Raw genomic sequence first — 21,729 nt, forward strand, 5'->3', positions numbered from 1 at the left:
GGCGAGGGCGCTGCCGGCGGTCACGGTCCGGGCGGACGCTGACGCGCGCCGACCGTTCTGCTACGTTCGCCCGGAACAAGCCCCCGGGGAGCGCAGGAGCGCTGAGAGTGCGGCCGGACACGCAGGTGTCCCACCCGCAGACCCGTGGAACCTGATCTGGTTCACACCAGCGTAGGGAGCAGGGCATGTGTCGCCGGGTCCGCCCGTCGCCGCGTCCCCGTCGGGCAGCCCGTGGGCGACCCGTCGGCACGCGTGCGCGGGGCGGAGCCGTCGGGACGCTCCGCGGGGGTCCGCACCGACGGTGAAGGACCGCCATGAACCCGACGCTCTCCCCTCCCCCGACCGCGCCCGTCGCTTCCGCCGCACCGGCGGCACCGGCAGCACCGGCCGTGACCCCCGCACAGCTCGGGGTCGGCGCGCGCTTCTCGCTGCACCCCATGACGTCGGACTTCGTCGACGTGATCCTCGGCGCGCTGGCCGCGGGCGACGCGAGCCGCCTCGAGGTCACGACCGACGACGTCTCGACGTTCGTGCGCGGCGACGAGGCCGACGTGCTGACCTATCTGCGCGACGTGATCGGGGCGGCCGCCTCCGGGGGCGTGCACGTCGTCGCCCAGGTGCTGCTCTCGCGCGGGTGCCCCGGCGAGGTCGCGTGCGAGCTGCCCGACGACGTCGTGCTCCACCCGGTCGAGCTGCCCGCCCTGGCCCCCACGGGGCTGCGCGCGAGCGCGCACTGGGCGCTCTACCCGCTCGACGACGGCGGGCCCGACCCGCACGGGGGCGCGCGCACCGCGGACCACATGGCCGGCATCTACGCGGCGATCGAGCGAGCCCGCGAGCGCGGGACGCTGACCCGCGGCGAGCACTTCGTGACCCGGCTCGACGGCGACCTCGCCGACGTGCTCGCGACCGTGGCGGACGGGTGGCTGCTCGTCGGGCGCGAGGTCCGGCACGTCACGACGCACGCGACGATCTCGCTGGGCTCCCCGGGCGCGCCGCCGCCGGCCGGCACCACCGGTGCCGCGACGTCCGGCACGGCGCACGAGGACGCCCGATGAGCGCCCCGGCCGCTCCCACCGGGTCCGGCGCGACCGGGCCTGCCCCGACCGGGCCCACCACCGCCGGCCCCGCCACCGCCGGCCCCACCACGGCGCAGCGCCGGCGTGGCCTCACGCTCCAGGAGCTCGTGCTCGTGGCCGCCCTCGGCGTCGTGTTCGGGTTCCTGTACTGGGCGCTCGTGCAGGCGTGGGCGTGGCTCCAGCTCGCGATGGGGCCCCTCGGCGACCTCGCGCAGCACGTCCTCATCGGCGGCTGGATGGTCGTCGCGCCGCTCGCGCTCTACATCGTCCGCAAGCCCGGGGTGGGCATCGTCGCCGAGCTGCTGGCCGCGACGATCGAGGTCGTGTTCATCGGCTCGCCGGTCGGGCCGATGCTCCTGCTCGTCGGGTTCGTGCAGGGCGCCGGCGCCGAGCTCGCGTTCACGGCGACCCGCTACCGCCGGTACGGGTGGGGCGTCTTCGTCGCGTCCGGCGTGACGGCGGCGCTCGCGAGCCTCGCGCTCGGGACCGTGCGGTTCGGGTGGCTCACGCAGGACTGGTTCGCGTACCGGGTCGGCCTCGAGCTCGTCAGCGGGATCGTGCTGAGCGGGATCCTGGCGAAGGTGCTCGGGGACGCGCTGCTGCGCACCGGCGTGCTCGACAACCACGCGATCGGGCGCGCGGCCCGTGCCGCCCGCCGCGGGGACGGTGGCGACCCGGGTGCGGCGCCGGCACCGGCCCCGCAGCAGGCCGGCGCGTGATCGAGGTCCGCGGGCTCTCGGTGCGCTTCCCGCGCGCCGAGGGCCCGGTGCTGCGGGGCGTCGATCTCGACGTCGCCGACGGCGAGCGCGTGCTGCTGCTCGGGCCGTCGGGCTCGGGCAAGAGCACGCTCCTGCGCGTGCTCGCGGGCATCGTGCCGCAGACCGTGGACGCCGACGTGTGGGGCTCGGTGCGCGTTGCCGGGGCGCCGGTGGTCGTCGACCCCGCGCGCCCGGGCGGCACCGACCCCGGGCAGGCGCCCGGGGTCACGGACGTCCCGACCCTCGCCCGGCGGGTCGCGACGCTCACCCAGAACCCGGCCGACCAGCTGTGCCTGCCGACGGTCCGCGACGAGGTCGCGTTCGCGCTCGAGAACCGTGCGGTCCCGGCCGAGCAGATCGGCCCGCGGGTGCACGCCGCGCTCACGTCCGTCGGCGCCGGGCACCTCGCCGACCGGCGCACGAGCGAGCTCTCGGGCGGCGAGGGGCAGCGGGTCGCGCTCGCGGCGGCGCTCGTCGCGGACCCCGAGGTCCTCCTGCTCGACGAGCCGACGGCGCTGCTCGACCCGGTCGGCGCGCGCGACGTCGCGGACGCGGTGCGCTCCGCGGGCGCGCGCACGTCGGTGCTGATCGAGCACCGCCTCGACGAGCTCGGCGAGCTGCCGGCGCGGCTCGTGGTGCTCGACGCGCACGGCGGCGTGCGGGCCGACGGGGCGACCGCGGTGGTCGTGCTCGACGAGGCGCGCGCGCTCGCGGCTGAGGGCGTGTGGCTGCCGCTCGCGGCCGAGCTGCGCGCCGCGGGGGTCACCTCGCTCGACGCGCTCGCCCCCGACGCCGGGCCGGGCGCACCGGGCGCCGCGCTCCCCCGGACCACCGCCGCACCGCTGCTGCGCGCGCACGGGCTCGGCGTCCGCCGGGGCACCCGCACGGTGCTCGATGGCGTCTCGCTCGACGTGCACGCCGGGCGCGTGACCGCGGTGCTCGGGCTCAACGGCTCGGGCAAGAGCACGCTCCTGCACGCGCTCGCGGGCCTGCTGCCGGGTGGGCCGGACGCCGGCACGGTGACCGGTGCGCGCGTCGGGATGGTCTTCCAGCAGCCCGAGCACCAGCTCCTGACCCGGACGGTGCGCGACGAGGTCGCGTACGGCCCGCGCCGCGCACGCCTGCCGGACGTGGACGGGCGGGTCGAGCGCGCGCTGCGCGAGCACGTGCTCGACGGGCTCGCCGACCACGACCCGTTCCGGCTCTCGGGCGGTCAGCAGCGGCGGCTCTCGCTCGCCGCGATGGCGGTGTGCGACCACGAGGTGCTCGTCGCCGACGAGCCGACGTTCGGCCAGGACCGCCGCACGACGCGCGCGACCGCCCGGGCGCTGACCGCGCTCGCCCGCGAGGGCCGGGGCGTCGTGCTCGTGACGCACGACCTGCGCCTCGCGGGCCTCGTCGCCGACGACGTGCTCGTGCTGCACGCCGGCCGGGTCCTCGCGCACGGCCCCGCCGAGGCGGTGCTCGCCGACGACGACGTGCTCGCCCGGGCGGGCCTGCGCCTGCCCCCGCTGCTCGCGGCGTGGCGCACGACCGGCCTGCCGCTCCGGCCGCTGCTCGAGGCACTCGACGCGCGAACGGCGGGCTCCCCCGCGGCGCAGCCGGAGCGCGTCGCGTGAGCGGCGTGGGGTTCGGCCGACCGCTCGCGCACGACTCGGTGCTGCACCGGCGCAACCCGACGGTCAAGCTCGCGGTCCTGCTGGTGGTCTCGACGGTCCTGCTCGCGGTCGTCGACCCGTGGACGCCGCTCGCGCTGTGGGTGCTCGCGCTCGTCGCGGTCGCACGGGCCGGGCGTATCCCGTGGCGGCTGCTCCTGCGCGCCCAGCTGCTGTTCGGGCCGTTCGCGGTCAGCATCCTCGCGGTGAACTGCGTGACGCGCGACGGGCCGGTCGTCGGCGCGCTCGGGCCGTTCGAGGTCACCGGGCCGGGGCTCGCGATCGGGCTCTCGCTCATGCTGCGCACGCTGCTCGTCGGGACGCTGTCCGTCGCGTTCGTGCTCACCACCGACGGCGCCCGGCTCATGACGAGCCTGCACCAGCACGTCCGGCTCGGCGCGCGCCCCACCTACGCGGTGCTCGCGGGCTACCGGATGCTCGAGCAGCTCCCCGAGCGGTGGACGACGATCCGGCTCGCGCAGGCGGCGCGCGAACCGGCCCGCGCCCGCCGGCAGGGTTCGGCGCCGGCGTGGCTCCGGGCGGCTCGGACCGGCCGGGGCCTGCCGGACGACGCCGCCCGGCAGGACGACGCCGCCCCACGGGAATGGCGCGCTCGGCGCGGCGGCGGGACTCGGCTGCCCGTGTCCCCGCGTGCGCTGGCCCGCGCGGCGTTCACGCTGCTCGTCGTGACGCTCCGCCAGGGCGAGCGCATGGCGGTCGCGATGGAGACGCGCGGGCTCGGCGCGGGGCCGCGCACGGTGCACGCCCCGGTCACGCTCGACCGCCGGGACGCGGCGTTCGCGGCGGTGACCGTCGGGGTGTGCGTCGCGGTGATCGTGGCGGCCGCCCGCCTGGGCGTGCTCGCGTCGTGGGGCTCGACGTTCGGCTGACCCTGACCCTGACCCTGACCCTGACGTCGGAGGTCGGACGTCGGACGTCGGACGCGCCGTCCGGCCCGACTCCGCCGGGGAGGACGCCCGACCGGGCGCGCGGCCCCGCGTCGGACCGGCGCTCGCGACGCCGGGCTCAGCCCGCGGTCGTCACCGAGATCGCGTTGCGCCACGGGTCCTCGAAGCGCAGGGTCGCGCCGTCGTGCCGCACGGCGACGTCATGGAAGGCGAGCCTGGAGGTGAGCGCCGCGACGTCGTCGGCGGTCGGGACGACGATCGCGACCTCGCCGAGCCCGAGCGACGACGCCCGCGGCCCGGCGCCCGCGCTGTTCCACGTGTTCATCGCGAGGTGGTGGTGGTAGCCGCCGGCCGAGACGAACAGCGCACCGTGCCAGTCGGCCATGACGTCGAAGCCGAGCGCGTCGACGTAGAAGCCGCGCGCCGCGGCGACGTCGCCGACCTGGAGGTGGACGTGCCCGACCGTCGCGCCGCCGGTCCCGGGGGCCGCGGAGCCGTCGAGGTGGTCGCGCAGGAACGCGTTCGGGTCGAGGCGCAGGGAGTCCATCTGCACGCGCCCGTCGGGTCCGTAGGACCACAGCGTGCGGCTGCGGTCCCAGTAGAGCTCGACGCCGTTGCCCTCGGGGTCGGTCAGGTAGAACGCGAGCGACACGAGGTGGTCGGCGCTGCCCGTGTAGGTGTGCGGGAACGTCTCGGCGACGGACGCGAGCGTCGCGGCGAGCGCGGCCTGGTCCTCGAACAGGAGCGCGGTGTGGAACAGGCCTGCGGAGCCGCGCTGGGCGCGCGGCAGGTCCGGGGTGTGCCGCAGGACGACGAGCGGCCGGCCGGCGCGGCCGAGCGTCACGACGTCGGGCCGGTCGGTGCCGAGCAGGCGCGCGTCGGGGTGCTCGATGACCTCGAGCGCGAGCCCGTCGCGGTAGTAGCGCGTCTGCAGGTCGAGGTCGGCGACGAGCAGCGTCACGGCGTCCATGCCCGTGCCGGCGGCGATCGACTCGGTCGTCGGGGACTGCAGCACGCCGGGTGCGGGCTGCGTGGTGTGGGCGTTCATGGGGTGTCCTCTGCTCGGGTCCGACCTACGTTAGTTGATGCTTCAACAAAAGAGAAGACGGTGTCATTCCCGCTCCTGCGGTGCACCACACTGGTCCGCATGGACGAGCACCGACCGCCGCCCGGGAAGGCCGCGGGCTGGTACACCGACCCCCGCGGCGGCACGCTGCAGCGCTGGTACGACGGCGAGCGGTGGACGGTCGCGACCCGCCCGGACCCCGCGCGCACGCCCGAGGACCCGTACGCCGACCTCGAGCGCGCGCCGAGCAGCAACTACGCGGCGATCGCCGGTCTCCTGCTCGGGCTGCTCTCGCTCGGCTGGAACCCGTTCCTCGCCGTCGGGCTCGCCGGCTTCCTCGCGAGCCTGCTCGGCCGCCGCCGCGCGAGCGCGTGGGTCACCGAGGGCTACCGGCCCGAGGGGCAGCGCCGCGCGTCGTGGGGCCTCGCGCTCTCCACCGTCGGCACGGTCATCACGCTGCTGCTCGAGGGCTTCGTCCGCTGACGCCGGGCCCGGTGCACGTGCCGGCGACGGCCGTCGACGGGTCCCGGTGAGCGCCGGAGCTCAGGCTCCGCCCGGCGCGTCGTCCCGCGCGAAGTGGTTGTGGCCGAGCCCCTGCAGGAACCGCGGCCCCTCGGCGGCGAGCTCGGCCTCGAACTGCGCGGCCCACCCGGAGTACGGCGTACCCGAGAGCGCGTCGTTCGCGAACCGGCGGTCGTCGGTCACCTCGGTCACGCAGAACGCCGGGATGGTCAGGTCCGTCACGGGCCCGCCGCGCTCGCACTCCGCGATGACGAGCGGACGGTTGGCGCCGCCGAACACGTCCACGACCCAGCCGTCCGACCCGAGCCAGATCGAGTAGCGGTTCTTCACGACCCGCGCGCCGCCCAGGCGGATCATCTGCAGCCCGACGGCGACGTCGATCTCCCGCTCCGCCTCGTACCGGGTGCCTTCGTTCATGGGGCTCTTCACGGTCAGCGCACAGAAGTCGACGCGGTCCGCGAGCTCGTCGAGCACCGCAAGGTCGTCGTCCATCGCGTCGAGCGGCACGACCGCGTCGCTGGCCTGGACGCGCAGGCGCAGCGCGTAGCCCTGCTCGGCGAGGTAGTAGCTCTGCACGATGAACGCGGGCGACGGCTCCGCGAGCAGCTCGGGCGGCAGCTCGCGCACGAAGAACCGGCGCTCGAACTCGAAGTCGCCGTTGCCGCCGTCGCTCACTCCGTGGACCTGCGCAGCCTTGTGATCACGCCCCTTACCGTAGGTCCTCCGTTCAGGTGGCGGCACCCGAGCCGCGCGCGTACGACTGAGGCATGAGTGATCAGACGACACCTCAGAACCCCACGGACCAGTACGACTCGGCGGAGCACCCGGCTGAGTCGATCGAGCACCCCGGCCGCACGCAGGACATGCCCGAGAAGCCCGACCACGGCGAGGAGTCCTACCGGGGCAGCGGGCGACTCGAGGGCAAGCGCGCCGTGATCACCGGCGGCGACTCGGGCATCGGGCGCGCGGTGGCCATCGCGTTCGCGCGGGAGGGCGCGGACGTCCTCATCTCGTACCTGCCCGACGAGGAGGAGGACGCCCAGGAGACCGTCCGCTGGATCGAGCAGGCCGGCCGCAAGGCGGTGACGGTCCCCGGTGACATCCGCGACGAGGCGCACTGCCAGACGATCATCGACACCGCCGTGAGCGAGCTCGGCGGGCTCGACATCCTGGTGAACAACGCGGCGTACCAGATGTCGCAGGCCAAGAGCCTCGAGGACATCACGACCGAGCAGCTCGACCGCGTCATGAAGACGAACATCTACGCGATGTTCTGGCTCAGCAAGGCGGCCCTGCCGCACCTGAAGCCCGGGTCGAGCATCATCAACACGTCGTCCATCCAGGCGTACCAGCCGAGCCCCGAGCTGCTCGACTACGCGACGACCAAGGCGGGGATCGTCAACTTCACGAAGGGCCTCGCCAAGTACCTCGCCGACAAGGGCGTGCGCGTGAACACCGTGGCGCCCGGGCCGATCTGGACGCCGCTGATCCCGGCGACGATGCCCGAGGAGAAGGTCGAGAGCTTCGGGCAGCAGACGCCCATGGGCCGTGCGGGCATGCCCGCGGAGCTCGCGCCGGCATTCGTGTTCTTCGCCTCGCAGGAGTCGAGCTACGTCACCGGCGAGCGCATCGGCGTCACGGGCGGCCAGCCGCTCGCGTGACCCCGGCACGCCACCCGGCGCGTGCCTCCGTCCCCGACCTCACCCGCCCGGGGACCGCGGAGGCGGTACCGGCGGGGCGCGCGCCCGCCCGCGCACCCCGCCGGTACCACTCCGCGCACAGCAGCACCACGAGCAGCACCTCGGCGACGTCGCCGCCGTAGTACATCCACTGCGCGGCCTGCTCCGCCTCCGCGGCGGGGTTCGCTGCGCCCGGCGGCAGCGTCCCCGCCTGGGCGTACAGGAGCTTCGCGAGGACGGCGTGCGCCGCGGCGGCGAGCACGAGGACGACCGCACGGACGCGGAGCGAGGGCCGGCCGGGCGCCGGGTCGGGCCCGACGAGCGACCACGCGAAGAGGTACCCCGCGAGCAGGAAGTGCACCTGCACGAGGTGGTGCACGGCCGGCGCGTCGAGGCTCCGCGCGTACAGCGGCGTCAGGTACAGCACCCACAGCCCGCCGACGTGCAGCAGCGCCGCCGCCGCGGGGTGCCCGGCGACGTGGACCGCCCGCAGCCGCAGGACGCGGGCCACCGGGCGCCGGGCGCGCGGCACCGCCCCGAGCAGCAGGCGCACCGGGGCACCGAGCACGAGCCCGAGCGGCGCGAGCATCCCGAGCACGAGGTGCTGCGCCATGTGCGCGCGGGCGCCGCCCCCGAGGACCGCGTCCGGCCACGGCGCGAGCGCGGCCGCGACGAGCAGCGCGCCGGCGGTGAACGCCGCGGTCCGCCATGCGCTCCACCCGCGCGGACCGTGCGCCCGCAGCCGGGCCGCGCCGAGGAGGTACGCGACGAGCACGACGCCGACGACGACGAGAGCGACGAGCGCCGGGTCGACGACGAGCTCCCCGGCGCCGGACCCCGCGTGGCCGCCGTGGCCGTGCCCGTGGCCGCCGTCGTCCCGGTGCTCGACGCCGGGGCGCGTCGCGAGCCCGGCCACGCTCCCCGCGCCTCCCGCCCTACCGGCCGGCGGCGGCGCGCGCCCGGCGACGCGCGCGGGCCAGCACGACGAGCCCCGCGACGAGCACGAGCGCCCCGACGCCGTTCCACGCGACGTCGTACGGCAGCAGCTCGACGCCGTACCGCACCTGGTGCACGCGCAGGACCTTGTGGTCGACGAGCCCGTCGAACAGCTGGAACCCGCCCGCGCCGACGAGCAGCCCGGCTTGCACGAACCCGCGCGCGAGCGTCCGGCGACGCTGGAGGTCGGCGAGCACGAAGAAGCCGGCGACGAGCAGCACGAGCTCGACGGCGTGCAGCACCCCGTCGGAGAGCAGCGCGACCTGGCTCGTCGACCGGTCGTAGAAGTGGTGCCAGCCGAGGAGCTGGTGGAAGACGATCTCGTCGACCGCGGCCATGAGCCCGACGCCGATCATCGCGCCGGCGCCGAGCGAGCGGCGGGTGTCGTGCGGCGGCGGGGACGGGTCGGTCGGGACGGTGCGGGTCCCGGCGGGCGTGCCTCCGGAGGGCGGCGGGGCGGCGGGCGGCGGTGCGGTCACGGTGCGCTCCGGGATCGGCTCGGTGGTGGCCCTGCCTGCCGGGTCCTGCCTACCACGACCGACCGCGCGACGCCGCCCCGCGTCGCACCTGAGAGCCCGCTGTGGCCGCGCCTGAGAGCCGCCTGTGGTTCGGGCCCCGGTCGCTTGACCACCCTCGGCGGAGGCGGTCCGATCAGGGCATGACCACTCCCGTGCAGCCCGCCGACGTCCTCCGCGCACGCGCCCGCACGCTCGGGTGGTGGGTCGAGGTCGTGGCGGTCGGGCACCTCGTCGTGGGGTCGGCGCTCTTCCGCGACGTGATCGTCGACGTCGCGCGCCACGGCGGCGTCGGCGCGGTCCCGCTGCGGGGGGACCGGTCGACGGGGTTCTGGTTCCTGCTCGCCTCGCCCGCGTGGTGGGCCCTGGGTCGCGAGCTGCGCGCCGCCGAGGAGCGCGGCGACCGCGCGACGCAGCGCCGCACCGGCCGTGCCGTCGCCGGGATCAGTGCCGCCGGAGCCGCGATGCTCCCCGCGAGCCCGTTCTGGGTGCTCCTGGCGCTCGGGCTCACGGCGGTCCGGCGCGCCGCGGGGCGGGACGACGCAGCCGGGCCGGACGGTGCGGCCGGCCGGGACGGCGCGGCCGGGCCGGACGACGCAGCCCGGTTCACCCGGCGCCGCTGAACGCCACGGTGTGCGGCGCGTCGGGCACGACGAACGCGAGCAGCCGGCGCCCCTCCGCCTCGACGTCGTCCGTCTCCGCGGCGGTCAGCGGGGTCGACCGGTGCACCTCGAGCGCCGCGGTGTCGCGCTCGCGCCGCAGGGCCCACGTCGCGCGCACGAGCCCGTCGACGAGCACCGAGCCGACGTACCCACCCGGCCCGCCGAGCAGCGGCTCATGCGGCGCCGGGTGGACGACCCGCGCGCGGTCGGCGTACGAGAGCAGCCCGTTGTCGTACTCCGGCAGGAGCCGCACCGCGGCCGGCACGTCGGCGTCCGGCACGACGCCGTCGGGCACGTCGACGAGGTCCTGGCCGTCCTCGCCCCGCAGGTGCCGCACGCGGTCGCCGAGCCGGTCGACGACCTCGCGCAGCCGCGTCAGGCCGCACCACGCCTGCACGTCGCGCACCGTGGCCGGCCCGAACCCGCGCAGGTAGCGCAGCACGACCTCGTCGACGCTCGTCGCGCCCGGCTCGGCGTCGCGCCCCAGCCACGCCCGGTACGTCGTGAGCGCCGACGCGCCGCTCTCCCCCCACAGCCCGCGCGGCGTCGGCTGGACGAGCGGCACGTGGTAGCTGAACGCCCACGAGAGGCTCACGGGGTCGAGGCCGGGGACGGCCTCCGCGAGCAGGCCCGCGAGCTCCGCCCGCGTGCGGGGACGCTCCTCGACGAGCCGGACCGCGACGTCGAACGCCTCCGTCAGGTCGTGGCCGCGCAGCCGCTGACCCCACGCGGTCGAGGCGAACGTGCGCTCGAGCACGGGCTGCACGAGCGGACGCAGCCCGACGGCGTCGTCGGCGGTCACCGTGTGGATCGTCGTGCGCATCAGGGGCGCACGGACCAGCTCGCGCCGGCGCACCGGGCCGGCGAGGTCCTCGGGGGCGAAGCCGTCGAGCCGCGACCACAGCGCGAGGTACGGGACGGCGGGCACCTGCGCCTGGAGCCCGAGCAGGCCGCGGACGACGTCCGTCACGTCCCGGGCATCCCGCCGCAGGAGGAGCTGCCGCGCGAGCGTCGCCCGCCCGAGCGCACGGGTCGTCACCACCGGGCCCGCGGCCCTCGCGCTCGCCGTGCGCGCCATGCCCCCAGTCTGACGCCCGACCGGTCCGGCCACCGTCGGGTCGGCCGAGCGCGGCGCGAACGGGCGTCGGCCCGCCGCGTGCACGGACGTCCGCGCCGTCAGAAGGTGAGGTGGTCCTCCGTCGAGAACCCGATGACGTAGGTCTCCGGGGGCACCAGATCGTCGAGCTCGGTCCCGAGCAGCTCGCGCCCGCCCGGCAGCGACCAGCGCAGGGCGTCCGGGCGGTCGGCCGGGTGCGTCCAGCGGACCGTGACCTCCGGGCCGTCCGGGTGCTCGTACACGGCGGGCTCGAGAAGCGCGACGTCGGTCCCGGGCACCTGCTCCGCGAGGACGTCGACGAGCGTCGGCCGCCCGGCCTCCCCCTCGAAGCCCGCGGCGAGCAGGGACTCGTGCAGCGCCGCCGTCTCGGGCCCGACGTCGGTGACCGGCCGCGGTCCGACGACCACGACCGTCCTGACGCGGCACTCCACGTCCGCGCCGGACCCCCACGGCCAACCGTGGTCGTCGTCGCACGACGCCTCCTGCCCGGTCGCGAGGTGCTCGGCGCCGGTCGCGGTCCGCACGGGACGCAGGGCGTCGCGCAGGACTGCCTCCTGCCGCGCGGCCTCCGCGTCCCGCGCCGCGAGCACGCTCTCGGACGTCGCGGTCGGCGGCAGCGGGACCGGCTCGAAGCCCGTCCGCGACCCCAGCCACACGAGCGCGACGAGCACGGGCCCGACCACCAGGGCCCCTGCCCAGAGCAGCATCCGGAGCACCAGGCGCCCGGGCGCCTCTGTCGAGCGGACGACCTCGTCGCCCTCCCACTGCCCGTCGAGCACCGCGCGCCGCCCGGGCTCAGCGGGTCCGCGCGGCGACGCGCGCCGTCGCCGCGCACAGGTACGGGCGCGCGAGGACGAGGGCCACCGCGGTGAGCACGACCCCCACCAGGACCGGCGCGAGGTGCAGCACGTCGGTGTACCCGATGAGCAGGTGGACCACGACGGCCGGCAGGAAGCCCGCGGCGGCGGACAGCGCGAGCGTCCACCACACCCACCGCTCCCCCGCGCGCCAACCCCACGCGCTGAGCAGCAGCACCGCGAGGGCCGCCCCGACGAGGGCACCGCCGAAGCCGGCGCGGTCGTGCGCGACGAACGGCACCACGCGCTCGCTCGCCTCGCGGAGCTCGTCCGCGTGCACGCCCAGGAACACGAGGTCGCTCGGCACGAAGACGTCGGACAGCCCGACCAAGGAGATGACGACCCCGCCGGCGAGCATGCCCAGCCCGGTCGCGACCATGAGGAGCTGGCCCACGAGGGACCGTCGCCGCACCCCCTCGTCGACGTCGGGCCGCAGGGACCAGGCGGGCGCGGCCGGGCGGCCGAGGACCGCGAGCAGGAACATCGGGAACAGCACGACCGTGACGGCGGTGTGCAGCGGCTCGACGAAGCCGATCACGAGGAAGTAGAGCAGCGTGGGGAACGAGAGCATCCCCGAGACCGCGAGCGCGGTGCGGGCCCACGGCCAGCCGGCGCGCATCCCGCCCCACGCGAGCCCGGCGTAGAGCACGCCGATCGCGACCATGGTGCCGGCCATCGTGATGCGGTCGTGCTGGAGGAACGGCACGAGGCGGTCGTTGAGGTCCCCGAGCTGCGTGCGGTCCATGCCGAGGTAGGCCCGGTCGTACCAGAGCAGCAGCGGCCCGAGCGTGATGAGGGCGGCCCCCAATCCGGCACCGACCATCCCCAGCCCGACGAGCAGACCCCACAGCCACGCGGGCCACCGCCGCGGGTCACGCCCGACTGACCGCAGCGGCGCGGGCGACCCGGTCGGCGTACTGGCCTCGACGACGCGCTGGAACCAGCCCGGCCCCGACCGCACGAGGAGCGCCGGGGTCGCGAGCACGGTGCTGCCCGGGTCCGCGAGCGCGTCGAGCGCGGCGCCGGGTGCCGGGTCGTCGAGGTGCACGTGGCCGGGCACGGGGCCGACGACGACGCGGTCGGCGAACGGTGCGCACGCGCGCGCGGCGGCGGCGTCGGCGGCCCGGACGACGAGCGTGCACGTGCGGCCCTCGGCCGCGCGCCGCACGGCGTCGGCGTCCGCGGCGGCGACGGGCCCGACCTCGACGACGCCGGCGCCGAGGGCGGGCAGCGCGCGCACCGCGTCGGCCGCGTGCTCGACGGGGACGACCGCGCCGAACCGCCCCCGCAGGTCGTCGGGCACCGGCGGGTGGTGCGACAGGAACCGCACGACGCCCCGCCCGGCACGCGTCGAGCTCAGCGTCGCGAGCGCGTGCAGCGCGGCCCGGTGCGCCCGGCCGCGGCCCAGGACCGCCACGAGCGCGGGGCTCAGCGGGTGGTAGGTCCAGTCGGGCACCGCGACATCGTCACACAGGGCGCCCCGGCCGCGGGCGGGGCGCCGGGGTCGGTACCGTGACCGGCTCCGCACCCACCGGCGCGGACCCACGCGACGAGCACCCGAGGAGACAGCCGTGCCCGAGCCTGCCGCCGGTCCCGTCCACGCCGAGTGGCGGGGACCGTTCACGAACGCCGAGGTCGACGCGCTGCACGCCGAGGCGTTCGGCCACGCCCCGCTCGGCGACGACCGGGTCGGGCGGCTGACCCGGCTCAGCCTCGGCTGGGTCGTGGCCCGCGACGACCAGGGGCTCGTCGGCTTCGTCAACGTCGCGTGGGACGGCGGTGCGCACGCGTTCGTGCTCGACACCGCCGTCGCCCGCCGCGCGCGCCGGCAGGGTGTCGGGGCGCGGCTCGTCGCCGTCGCACGCGAGCAGTCCGCTGCCGCCGGGTGCGAGTGGCTGCACGTCGACTTCGAGGACCGGCTGCGCGACTTCTACCTGGACGCGTGCGGCTTCGCCCCGACGAGCGCCGGGCTGCTCCGGCTCCGGTGACGAGGGCCCGGGCCGCACGCCGACCGGTCACCCCGTCCAGCGGCGTGCGAGGGGCACTCGGCCTCGTCCGGACGCTCCGCTCCGAGGCCCGTCGCGTGAGGCCCGTCGTGTGAGGCCCGTCGCGTGAGGCCCGTCGCGTGAAGCCCGTCGCGTGAAGCCCGTCGCGTGAGGCCCGTCGCGTGAGGCCCGTCGCCGGGACGGTCCGGCCGCTAGCCGCCCGACAGCCATCCCGCGACGAGGCGGCGCACGGCCGGGTCGCGGAAGTACGCGGTGTGCGTGACCGACGGGGCCCGGGGCACGACGTGGCTCTCGAGGGCACCCATCCCGGTCGACACGCCCTGACTCGGCACGACGAGATCGTTGCCCTCGCCGAAGAACGGGTCGACGAGGACGTCGAGGGCCCGCAGGGGCACCGGCGCGTCGACGGCCTCGTAGTCGCTCGCGACGGTGAACACCCGGCCCCGCGCCGACGGGGGCACCGTGAGGTTCCCGAGCAGGTCCGAGCCCGGCGCCATCGCACGGAGCCCGTCCAGGCCGTCCAGCACGCCGGTGGCGACCTGCTTCACCGTCTCGATCACGGCGGTCAGCGGCGCGCTCACGGTGTCGTCGGGCAGCAGCACGGCGAGGTTCGTCATGATGTCGAGCAGCGTCCCCCAGCGCTCCGGGCCGGCGAGCACGGTGCCCGAGTTCGGCGTGCCGACGTGGATCGTCGTGCGGACTTGGACCGGGCGGCGGTGCAGCCCCTCCGCCGTCTGCGGCGCGGCGAGCGCGCGTGCGACGAGGCCCCCGCGGGAGTGCGCGACGACGTCGAGCACCAGGTCGAGGTCCGGCGGCAGCCGGGCGAGCAGCCACCGGGCGTTCTCCACCGGGTCCACGTGCAGCGACGGGTGGTCGAGGACCAGGACGCGGGACTCGTACGTGTCCCGCAACGTCCGGGCGAGGTCCGCGTCGCCGAGGAGATGGCTGAAGGCGGCCGTCCCCGTGCTGAACGTCCCGTGCAGGAGCAGCAGCGTGGGCCTGCCGTCCCAGGACCGGACCTGGTCGGCGGACAGCGCGAACCCGTCCGCCCGCGCGGCGAGCGCCTGGACCGACGAGCCCAGCCGGGCGCCGTACGGACGGAACCTGCCCTCCCACGCGGCCACGGCGAGCTCACCGACGGCCCCGGCAGCGGCGTGGAGCGGGTACCGGAGCACCTCGAGGACCTTGCGGACCCCGAACCCGAGGACACCGCGCTCCGCGCTGCCGTCCGGAGGCTCACCGGGGACGTCGCGCTGGCGGACGGGGATCCGGAAGACCTGCTCGAGGCCCGAGCGCTCGGCGGACGCCTCGGCCGCGAGCGGCACGTGCCAGGCCACCACGCCCGTCGCGTCCACCTCCAGGACGACCTGTCCCTCGTCCGGGAGCGGTGCCTCGACGGTCACCTCGAGGCTCGGCTCGTCGGCGTCCCCGCGGTGCGGTCCGCCCGTGGTGACGGTGCTGACGTCGGTGAGCGGGATGGTGAGGACCGGACGCATCTCGAGCCGGGCCAGGGTGTCGGCGAGCAGGCGCGCGCCGCGCTCGGGGACCCCGTGGTCGGCGAGCTCGACGTCGAGCTCGGCGGCATCGGAACGTCGCCCGCCCGCCTGCTCGCGCGGGACGGCGTCGACCTCGGCCGCGACGCCGACGGACCGGATGCGCGCGCCGGGCAGGTCGAGCGCGGTGTCGACGTCGAGCAGCGGCATCGGTGCTCGCCTCCTAGCGGTCGAGGGTCAGGTCGGGGCTGCCGAAGTACACGTACGCCAGCACGGTCGACCGCGGCGCGCCGCTGGCGGCCGCGGCCGCGGCGCGCTCGTCGGCCAGCACGTCGGAGACCGTCCGCCCGGCGAACACCGCGGCGTAGAACCGTTCGGCGAACTCGCGCGCGACGGTGTCGTCGACCTTCCAGAGCGGCGCCAGGACCGCCTGCGCGCCGATGCGGATCAACGCCGGGACGACGCCCGCCGTGTCGCCCAGCATCTCCTCGGTGTGGCCGACCTGGCAGGCGTTGAGGAAGGCGAACCTCGGCCGTGCCCTCTCCACCCCCCGCAGGTCGAGGGGTGCCAGCGTCGAGCGGTCGCTCATGAGGATGCCGTCGCTCGTGCCCGAGGCGTCGAACCTGCCGTGGACCGCGAAGTGCACGACGTCCGCCTCCGGGCTCCCGCCCAGGCAGGCCAGGACGGCCGCGACCTCGGCGGCGACCGGCGAGGCACCGAAGGCCGTCACCAGGTGGTCCGCCTCCGCCTCGGCCTGCGGCAGCCTGCCGCTTCCCGCGTACTCGCCCTTGACCACCGCCAGGGTGCGGGCGGCGACGGACGGCACGGGTGACGGGTACGGGTTGTCCTCGCTGTGGAGCCACCGCCCGAACCGTGTCTGGGCGCCCAGGATCGCCGGGGCCCCGGCGTCCCACGGGTGCGGCACCCGGGCCAGCTCCCACGGGACGTACGGCTCTGCCGTGGCAAGCAGGACCGTGGGCCTGGAGCCGGCGGAGAGCGCCGCCACCGAGTCGAGGGCGTCCCAGATCTGCTTCGGGATCTTCTCGCCCACGGTGCTCTGCACCCCGTTGAGGTACGCCGCGAGGCCCGGGGCCGAGTGCCGCTGCTCGATCCCGCGCATGACGGCCCGGCCGAACTCCCTCGCGTCACCGATGTCCGACGTGACGGGGGCCGCGGGCAGGGCAGCGCCCGCGTGCGGCGACTGCGCCGACCACAGCAGCCGCTGACCGGCGGAGTCGTCACCGCGCGAGACGACCAGGTACAGGTCGGGGGCCGGGCCCTCGGGGAACGCCCACACCGTCACGGGCGTCGCCGACGCCTCGACCGACGCCAGCGGCACGGCGGCTGCCTGCGCGACGGGACCCGAGGTGACGTGGACGCTCCGCGCTGCCGTGCCCAGGGGACGGCCGTCGATGCTGTAGCTCGCGAGGATGGTGCGGGCCGCGCGGTAGCCCGGGCCGCCCGCCGCGACCAGGTCCACGACCACCGCGGGGAAGGGCACGTCGGGCGAGCCCCGCATCGTGCGGACGACGCCGGACCCGTCTGCCGTCCGCAGGCCGTCGACGAGGAGCGCGACCGTCAGCTCGAACTCCTCGGTCGGCACCTGGAACGGGGCCTCGGACACGACGCCGTCGCCCTGGACGGCCCCGAGGCCGACAAGGACGGGGAACGGGACCTCGACCTGCACCGTCTCCGGCGCCTCCAGCCGCGCGTACGCGGTGCGGCTGGGGGCCGAGACGGGGTCGGGCTGGGTGCGGTGCTCGGTGAAGGGCTCGACGAACGGCTCGGTGAAGGGGTCCCTGACCTGGTCGGTGAACGCCTCGGTGAACGGGTCGGTGACCGGGTCGGTGATCGAGTCGATCACGGGCTCGCCGGGAAGCTGTGGCTCGACGCCGGACTCCCGGCGCCCCCGGATGAGCTCGACGTTGTCGCTGGCGCCGTCGACCTCGCCCGCTACGGCGTGCTCGCCCTCGACGAACCCGTCGCCGTCCCCGGCCGGCCGGCTGTCGCCCGTCGGACCGCGGCCCCCACGCCCGGGCCCCCCAAGGCCCCGCACCTCGTGGGTGCTGCCGCTCGAGGTGTCGGAGGGTCGCGCGCCTGCGGGGAGCGGATCGGCGATGACCACGGCCGAGCCCGTCGCCTCCGCGGTGGTCCTCGCCTCGGTCCATCGCTTCAGCCCGTCATGACGCGTCAGGGCCGCGCGAAGAGCATCCCGTGCGCTCCCCCGCGGGAGGTCGAGCGCACGGAGGATCTCTGTGCGGACCTCGCGCTCGACGTCGCGGCCCAGGCCCATCGCCGGGAGCGCCTCCAGCGCGGCCTGGGCCAGCGCGCGCCAGTCGTCCTCGGTCATGGACACAGCTGCCTCCCCACGCGCCGACGTACCGCCGGCTCGCTGTCGACGGTCTCCTGCGGGCCCGCGCGGTCTGCTGAGGTGGCGGCCGGCTCGGGCGCTGCCTCCCTGGGGTCATGCTCCGCGCGTCGCACCCCGTCGGCAAGGACCGCGCCGGTTTCCGCACCGAAGGCGCAGGCTCCGGTGCGCGGACGGGCACGACGGCCCGGACGCAGCACGTCGACCGTCATCGGGACGGGCGCGGTCCCGTCGCACCCGCCACGCGCGGGCACCCCGAGCTGCTCGACGCCGGTGCGACGACATCCACACGGGGTCGCGGGCGGACGGCCGCGGCGCCACGCCGGGATGTGGGGTCGATCCTGGGGTTTCCCCGCTGCCGGGCACCGGCCCTCGCTCCCTAGCGTCGGGAGCTCGGGCCGGCACGCGGCCCACCGCACCGGAAGGGGCCCGACATGTGCCCGCACGACCAGCACGACACGACCGGCCGCGCACGCCCGGCGGCCCGCACCACCGGAGGTTCCCGTGGCCACCGTTGACCACGCGCACTTCGAGTTCTTCGAGGCCGCCGGCTTCCAGCCGGGGACCACCCGGAAGAAGAAGATCTACCTGCCCGCCACCGCCCCCGGCCTCTACGTGCAGACGGCGGTGTCGGCGACGGCGGCGCCCTTCGCGGCCAGCAACGAGGACCGCCAGCTCCGGGTCACCACCGAGTCGATCAAGGCGAAGGACCCGAACCCCGGAAGCAACGACGAGCCGGTGGTGCGCGTCAAGGTGGAGAGCATCGGCCCCGACGCTCCCCTCATCTGGTACCTCAACCTCAGCATCGTCGACCCGTGATCGGAGCACGACCATGAAGGCACGCGTGACGTACACGAGCGACGACCGCATCGCCTCGATCGGGATCGGCGAGCACCTGCTGCCGGACGACGACGAGGACTCCACGGAGATCGACCTCCCGGACGACTTCCCGAGGCTGACCGGCCCGGACGCGGAGCGGGAGGTGTCCGAGGCCGTCGCCCGGCTCCGCCGCACGCACTGACCCGGTGACCCCGGTCCCCGCCGGCTTCCTGTGCCGGCGGGGTCGGCGTGCGCGCGGCGGACGATGCGGCGTCATGCGGGCGCCGACGCACGACGGCCGGGTCGGCACCGACGGACCGGCGCGGCACGGACCACCCGCTACAGCGGCGAGATCCCCGACGGCTCGCCCCGTCCGGCCACGCGCACCGACAGCTCCCCCGGTCCCGCCACGTGCACCGACAGCTCCGCACGGTTCCGGAGCCCGAGCTTGCGGTAGATGCGAGTGAGGTGCGCCTCGACGGTGGACTCGCTGACGAACATCCGCGAGGCGATCTCGCGGTTGCGCAGCCCCGCGGTCACGAGGGACCCGATCTCCGCCTCGGTCCGGGTCAGCACGTCGTCGCCCGCCCCCCCGGACGCGGCCGAGCAGCTCGCGAGCGACGCCGTCCCAGCCGCACACCCCCATGTCGACGAAGGCGGCAAGGACGCGCTCGCCGACCTCCCGGGCAGCCCGGCGCCGACCCGCCCGCAGCGCGGCGGCGACGACGAAGCACCCGGTCCGCGCGGCGTCGAGCCGGTACCCCAGCCGGTCGAGCGCGGCGTGGGACCGGGTCAGCGCGTCGAGGGCGGCAGCGGGCTCGTCCCGCAGCAGCATCAGCTGGCCGTCGGCCGCGAGCAGCTGCGCGTCCGCCCACGGTGAGCCCAGGCCGGCGGACTGCGCGCGCAGGCGCTCCCGCAGGTGCCCGACGCGGTCGGTCCGGTGCGCGAGCGAGGCCACCTGGATCGCCTGCGGGAGCACCGGGACCGCGCCCGGGTGCGCGTACCCGAGCGAGTCGAGCACCGCCAGGCCGGCCTCGAGCTCGCCCAGCGCCGTGTCCCAGTCGCGACCGGCCGCGGCGACGACGCCGCGCAGGTGCGCGGCCATGGCGTGCCGCGGCCGCTCCCCCGTGCGGGCGGCCCGCGCGTCCAGCCGGTCGGCGTGCGCCAGGGCCGGGGCCACGTCACCGCGCAACCCGGCGACGAGCCCGCCGGGGTAGGCGAGCCAGCACAGCGCCCGCTCGTCCCGGCTGTCGCGCGCCGCCTCCTCCCCCTCGGCGACCGCCCGCGCCGCCGCGTCGAGGTCCCCCGCGGCGAGGAGGGCCTGCGCGAGGTCGGCGAGCCGGTACGGGCGCTGGAACTCGGCACCGTTGCCGACGGCGCGGCGGTACGTCTCGTCGAAGGCGGTGCGTGCCTGCACGAGGTGGCCGTCCCACAGCTGCTCGCGCCCGCGCAGCACCTGCGGCCAGAGCGCGAGCTGCGACCGGACGACCTCGGGGCCGCCGGCCGCGGCCTCCTCGACGAGGTCCGGCTGCCGTCGTCCGAGCAGCAGCGAGGCCGTCGAGACGGCGGACGCCGCCTGCGCCACCAGGACCGCGTCCCCGTGCGCCCGGCCGGCCTCGAGCGCCGCCCGGGCGTGCGTCAGCCCCTCGTCGACCCGGCCCAGGTGGATGGCGAGCAGCCAGCCGAGCAGCCCGCGCAACCGCACGCGCAGGCAGGCGTGGGCGGACGTGCCGTCGTCGGGCACCTCGTCGAGCGCGGCGCGGAGGAACGCCTCCGCGCCGGTGAAGTCGAGGACGACGCGGCAGGTGACCACCTCCGCGCGCAGCGGCCCCGGCTCGAGGTCGTCGAGCAGGGCGTCCGCGAGCGTCAGGGCGGTCGGGAGGTCGCCCGCGGCGGCGCACTGCATCATCCGAGCGAGCGTCCGGCGGACCGAGGCGGCGACGTCGTCGGGGGGCGTGAGGCGCGCGGCGTGACCGAGCAGGTCCGCCGCGAGCCGCGGTGCGCCGCGCCGTGCGAGACGCAGCGCGGCCGCCTCGACCTCGGCGGCGACGACGGCGTCGACCGCGTCCGACGCACGCGCCCGGTGGACGGCACGCGCGTCGGGGTCCGTGACGGCGTCGGCCAGCGCGGCGTGCAGCCGCTGCGTGTCCAGCGCGTGCATGCCGCTCAGCACCGCGGTCGCGACGAGCGCGTGGGTGAACCGCAGCACGAAGTCGTGCTCCACCGTGACGACGTCCGCCTCGAGCGCGGGCCGCAGCACGTCGTCGAGCCGCACCGGACCGCTCGCCGCGGCGAGCACCCGCAGGGGCGACGGACCGGCGACCGCCAGCAGCCGGACCAGGTGCAGCGTGTCCGGCGGGAGCCCGGCCAGGCGACGCCGGAGCGCCGCGAGCGGTGAGCCCTCCCCGGCCGGGCGGGTACCGAGCCGGCGGGCACGCGCGAGCTCGAGGGCGAAGAAGGGGTTGCCGTGGGCCAGGTCGGCCACCTCGGCCACCGCCGCGGTGCTGAGCGTGGGCGCGGCGCCGGCCACGATCCGCCGCAGGGTCAGGGCCGGCAGGGCGACGACGTCGAGCAGGTCGACGTCACGGTCCAGGCTCGGACCGATCCTGTTGTCCGCGTCCCACGTGCGCGCGGTGCCGAGCAGCGCGACGGGCTCGTCCGCGAGGCGTCGCACGGCGAACCGCAGGGTGCGCGCGGTGACGTCGTCCAGCCACGGCAGGTCGTCCACGGCGAGGACGACGGGGCCCACGGCGGCGAGCGCACGCAGCTCGCGCAGGACCCACCGCGAGCGCTCGACGAGCGGCAGGTCGGCGCCCAGGGCGGACGTCTCGGTGTGCCGGTCGAAGAGGTCGAGCAGTCCTTGGCCCGGGCTGTCCCGGTCGTCCTCCGTCGGCTGCGTCACCAGGACCCGCGCGCCCGCGGCCCGGCAGCGCTCGACGCCGTACGCCCAGAGCGTCGTCTTGCCGATCCCCGCCTCGCCCACCAGCACCAGCCGGCCCGGCCGCGTCCGCACCCGGTCGGCGAACGCGTCCATGCGGCGGCGCTCAACCTCACGCCCGACGACGGCGGTGGCGGGGGTGGCGGTGGACGCGGACCCGGTGGGCACCGGTCCGGGCGGGTCGCGGTGCTGCGGTCCGCGGACGAGCACGGTGCTGAGGGAGGCCACGAGGGTGAGGATCGGCCGGACCGTCGCGGGATACGCCGAGGCCGACGCGGTGGTGCCGGTCGT

The 21,729-nt window shown here is 76.6% G+C and carries 19 protein-coding genes, 1 pseudogene and 1 riboswitch; of the genes and pseudogenes, 9 read left to right on the plus strand and 11 right to left on the minus strand.

Annotation, left to right across the window (positions count from 1 at the left end; all coding sequences use genetic code 11):
* The first annotated feature begins 74 nt into the window (after positions 1 to 74).
* Positions 75 to 197, plus strand: a riboswitch (TPP riboswitch).
* 117 nt (positions 198 to 314) lie between these two features.
* Genes CCE01nite_RS16335 through CCE01nite_RS22220 form a run of 4 tightly spaced genes read left to right on the plus strand, consistent with a single transcriptional unit; the run spans position 315 to position 4,382 of the window.
* Positions 315 to 1,058, plus strand: coding sequence for a YkoF family thiamine/hydroxymethylpyrimidine-binding protein (locus tag CCE01nite_RS16335; protein WP_141372681.1), 744 nt, complete (start codon positions 315 to 317; stop codon positions 1,056 to 1,058).
* The gene (locus CCE01nite_RS16340; protein WP_141372682.1) at positions 1,055 to 1,798 is read left to right on the plus strand and encodes an ECF transporter S component; all 744 of its coding nucleotides are present in this window, start codon (positions 1,055 to 1,057) and stop codon (positions 1,796 to 1,798) included. Before CCE01nite_RS16335 ends, CCE01nite_RS16340 begins: the two co-directional genes overlap by 4 nt.
* Positions 1,795 to 3,456 (plus strand): ABC transporter ATP-binding protein, encoded by a 1,662-nt coding sequence (locus CCE01nite_RS16345; RefSeq protein WP_141372683.1) that lies wholly within the window; start codon positions 1,795 to 1,797, stop codon positions 3,454 to 3,456. The genes CCE01nite_RS16340 and CCE01nite_RS16345 overlap by 4 nt, the downstream gene beginning before the upstream one ends.
* 5 nt (positions 3,457 to 3,461) lie before the next feature.
* Complete coding sequence (locus CCE01nite_RS22220; protein ID WP_246056615.1) at positions 3,462 to 4,382, plus strand: energy-coupling factor transporter transmembrane component T family protein; 921 nt, start codon at positions 3,462 to 3,464, stop codon at positions 4,380 to 4,382.
* 136 nt (positions 4,383 to 4,518) lie between these two features.
* On the opposite strand, the gene CCE01nite_RS16355 is transcribed toward CCE01nite_RS22220, so the two are convergent.
* The gene (locus CCE01nite_RS16355; RefSeq protein ID WP_246056618.1) at positions 4,519 to 5,448 is read right to left on the minus strand and encodes a VOC family protein; all 930 of its coding nucleotides are present in this window, start codon (positions 5,446 to 5,448) and stop codon (positions 4,519 to 4,521) included.
* A gap of 99 nt (positions 5,449 to 5,547) precedes the next feature.
* Here CCE01nite_RS16355 and CCE01nite_RS16360 point away from each other — a divergent pair, with 99 nt between their 5' ends.
* Complete coding sequence (locus CCE01nite_RS16360; RefSeq protein ID WP_141372685.1) at positions 5,548 to 5,949, plus strand: DUF2510 domain-containing protein; 402 nt, start codon at positions 5,548 to 5,550, stop codon at positions 5,947 to 5,949.
* A gap of 60 nt (positions 5,950 to 6,009) precedes the next feature.
* Here CCE01nite_RS16360 and CCE01nite_RS16365 read toward each other — a convergent pair whose 3' ends face one another.
* A complete protein-coding gene (locus CCE01nite_RS16365; RefSeq protein WP_141372686.1) occupies positions 6,010 to 6,663 on the minus strand; it encodes a CYTH domain-containing protein in 654 nt (217 codons plus the stop codon).
* Positions 6,664 to 6,755: 92 nt separating this feature from the next.
* On the opposite strand from CCE01nite_RS16365, the gene CCE01nite_RS16370 reads away from it, so the two are divergent.
* The gene (locus CCE01nite_RS16370; RefSeq protein WP_141372687.1) at positions 6,756 to 7,649 is read left to right on the plus strand and encodes an SDR family oxidoreductase; all 894 of its coding nucleotides are present in this window, start codon (positions 6,756 to 6,758) and stop codon (positions 7,647 to 7,649) included.
* Here the strand turns inward: CCE01nite_RS16370 and CCE01nite_RS16375 are convergent.
* On the minus strand, positions 7,624 to 8,583 hold the full coding sequence (locus CCE01nite_RS16375; protein WP_218026487.1) for a cytochrome c oxidase assembly protein: 960 nt from the start codon (positions 8,581 to 8,583) through the stop codon (positions 7,624 to 7,626). The two genes, CCE01nite_RS16370 and CCE01nite_RS16375, sit on opposite strands and share 26 nt — an antisense overlap.
* A 19-nt stretch (positions 8,584 to 8,602) precedes the next feature.
* The gene (locus CCE01nite_RS16380; protein ID WP_246056619.1) at positions 8,603 to 9,142 is read right to left on the minus strand and encodes a DUF2243 domain-containing protein; all 540 of its coding nucleotides are present in this window, start codon (positions 9,140 to 9,142) and stop codon (positions 8,603 to 8,605) included.
* Positions 9,143 to 9,321: 179 nt separating this feature from the next.
* Between CCE01nite_RS16380 and CCE01nite_RS16385 the strand changes: the two genes are divergently transcribed.
* On the plus strand, positions 9,322 to 9,801 hold the full coding sequence (locus CCE01nite_RS16385) for a DUF6463 family protein (RefSeq protein ID WP_141372688.1): 480 nt from the start codon (positions 9,322 to 9,324) through the stop codon (positions 9,799 to 9,801).
* On the opposite strand, the gene CCE01nite_RS16390 is transcribed toward CCE01nite_RS16385, so the two are convergent.
* The 3 genes from CCE01nite_RS16390 to CCE01nite_RS16400 all read right to left on the minus strand — a co-directional run bounded on the left by CCE01nite_RS16390 (position 9,785) and on the right by CCE01nite_RS16400 (position 13,270).
* The gene (locus tag CCE01nite_RS16390; protein ID WP_141372689.1) at positions 9,785 to 10,918 is read right to left on the minus strand and encodes a winged helix DNA-binding domain-containing protein; all 1,134 of its coding nucleotides are present in this window, start codon (positions 10,916 to 10,918) and stop codon (positions 9,785 to 9,787) included. The two genes, CCE01nite_RS16385 and CCE01nite_RS16390, sit on opposite strands and share 17 nt — an antisense overlap.
* A gap of 98 nt (positions 10,919 to 11,016) precedes the next feature.
* On the minus strand, positions 11,017 to 11,664 hold the full coding sequence (locus CCE01nite_RS16395) for a hypothetical protein (RefSeq protein ID WP_141372690.1): 648 nt from the start codon (positions 11,662 to 11,664) through the stop codon (positions 11,017 to 11,019).
* Positions 11,665 to 11,752: 88 nt separating this feature from the next.
* On the minus strand, positions 11,753 to 13,270 hold the full coding sequence (locus CCE01nite_RS16400) for a hypothetical protein (RefSeq protein ID WP_141372691.1): 1,518 nt from the start codon (positions 13,268 to 13,270) through the stop codon (positions 11,753 to 11,755).
* 115 nt (positions 13,271 to 13,385) lie between these two features.
* Here CCE01nite_RS16400 and CCE01nite_RS16405 point away from each other — a divergent pair, with 115 nt between their 5' ends.
* Complete coding sequence (locus CCE01nite_RS16405; RefSeq protein WP_141372692.1) at positions 13,386 to 13,802, plus strand: GNAT family N-acetyltransferase; 417 nt, start codon at positions 13,386 to 13,388, stop codon at positions 13,800 to 13,802.
* 209 nt (positions 13,803 to 14,011) lie between these two features.
* Here the strand turns inward: CCE01nite_RS16405 and CCE01nite_RS16410 are convergent, their stop codons facing one another.
* Entirely contained in the window at positions 14,012 to 15,523 is a 1,512-nt protein-coding gene (locus tag CCE01nite_RS16410) for an esterase/lipase family protein (RefSeq protein ID WP_141372693.1), read from the minus strand.
* A gap of 13 nt (positions 15,524 to 15,536) precedes the next feature.
* Complete coding sequence (locus CCE01nite_RS16415) at positions 15,537 to 17,663, minus strand: CHAT domain-containing protein (RefSeq protein WP_141372694.1); 2,127 nt, start codon at positions 17,661 to 17,663, stop codon at positions 15,537 to 15,539.
* 522 nt (positions 17,664 to 18,185) lie between these two features.
* Between CCE01nite_RS16415 and CCE01nite_RS16420 the strand changes: the two genes are divergently transcribed.
* Positions 18,186 to 18,500: a hypothetical protein gene (locus CCE01nite_RS16420; RefSeq protein ID WP_141372695.1), complete on the plus strand. Its 315-nt coding sequence runs from the start codon at positions 18,186 to 18,188 to the stop codon at positions 18,498 to 18,500.
* 339 nt (positions 18,501 to 18,839) lie between these two features.
* Here the strand turns inward: CCE01nite_RS16420 and CCE01nite_RS22530 are convergent, their stop codons facing one another.
* On the minus strand, positions 18,840 to 19,076 hold the full coding sequence (locus tag CCE01nite_RS22530; protein ID WP_307722751.1) for a helix-turn-helix domain-containing protein: 237 nt from the start codon (positions 19,074 to 19,076) through the stop codon (positions 18,840 to 18,842).
* A 2,077-nt stretch (positions 19,077 to 21,153) separates the two neighbouring features.
* Positions 21,154 to 21,666, minus strand: a pseudogene (locus tag CCE01nite_RS22535) (ATP-binding protein); the annotation flags it as partial.
* Between the last annotated feature and the right edge of the window lie 63 nt (positions 21,667 to 21,729).

The sequence above is a fragment of the Cellulomonas cellasea genome (assembly GCF_006538745.1).
GTDB lineage: Bacteria > Actinomycetota > Actinomycetes > Actinomycetales > Cellulomonadaceae > Cellulomonas_A > Cellulomonas_A cellasea.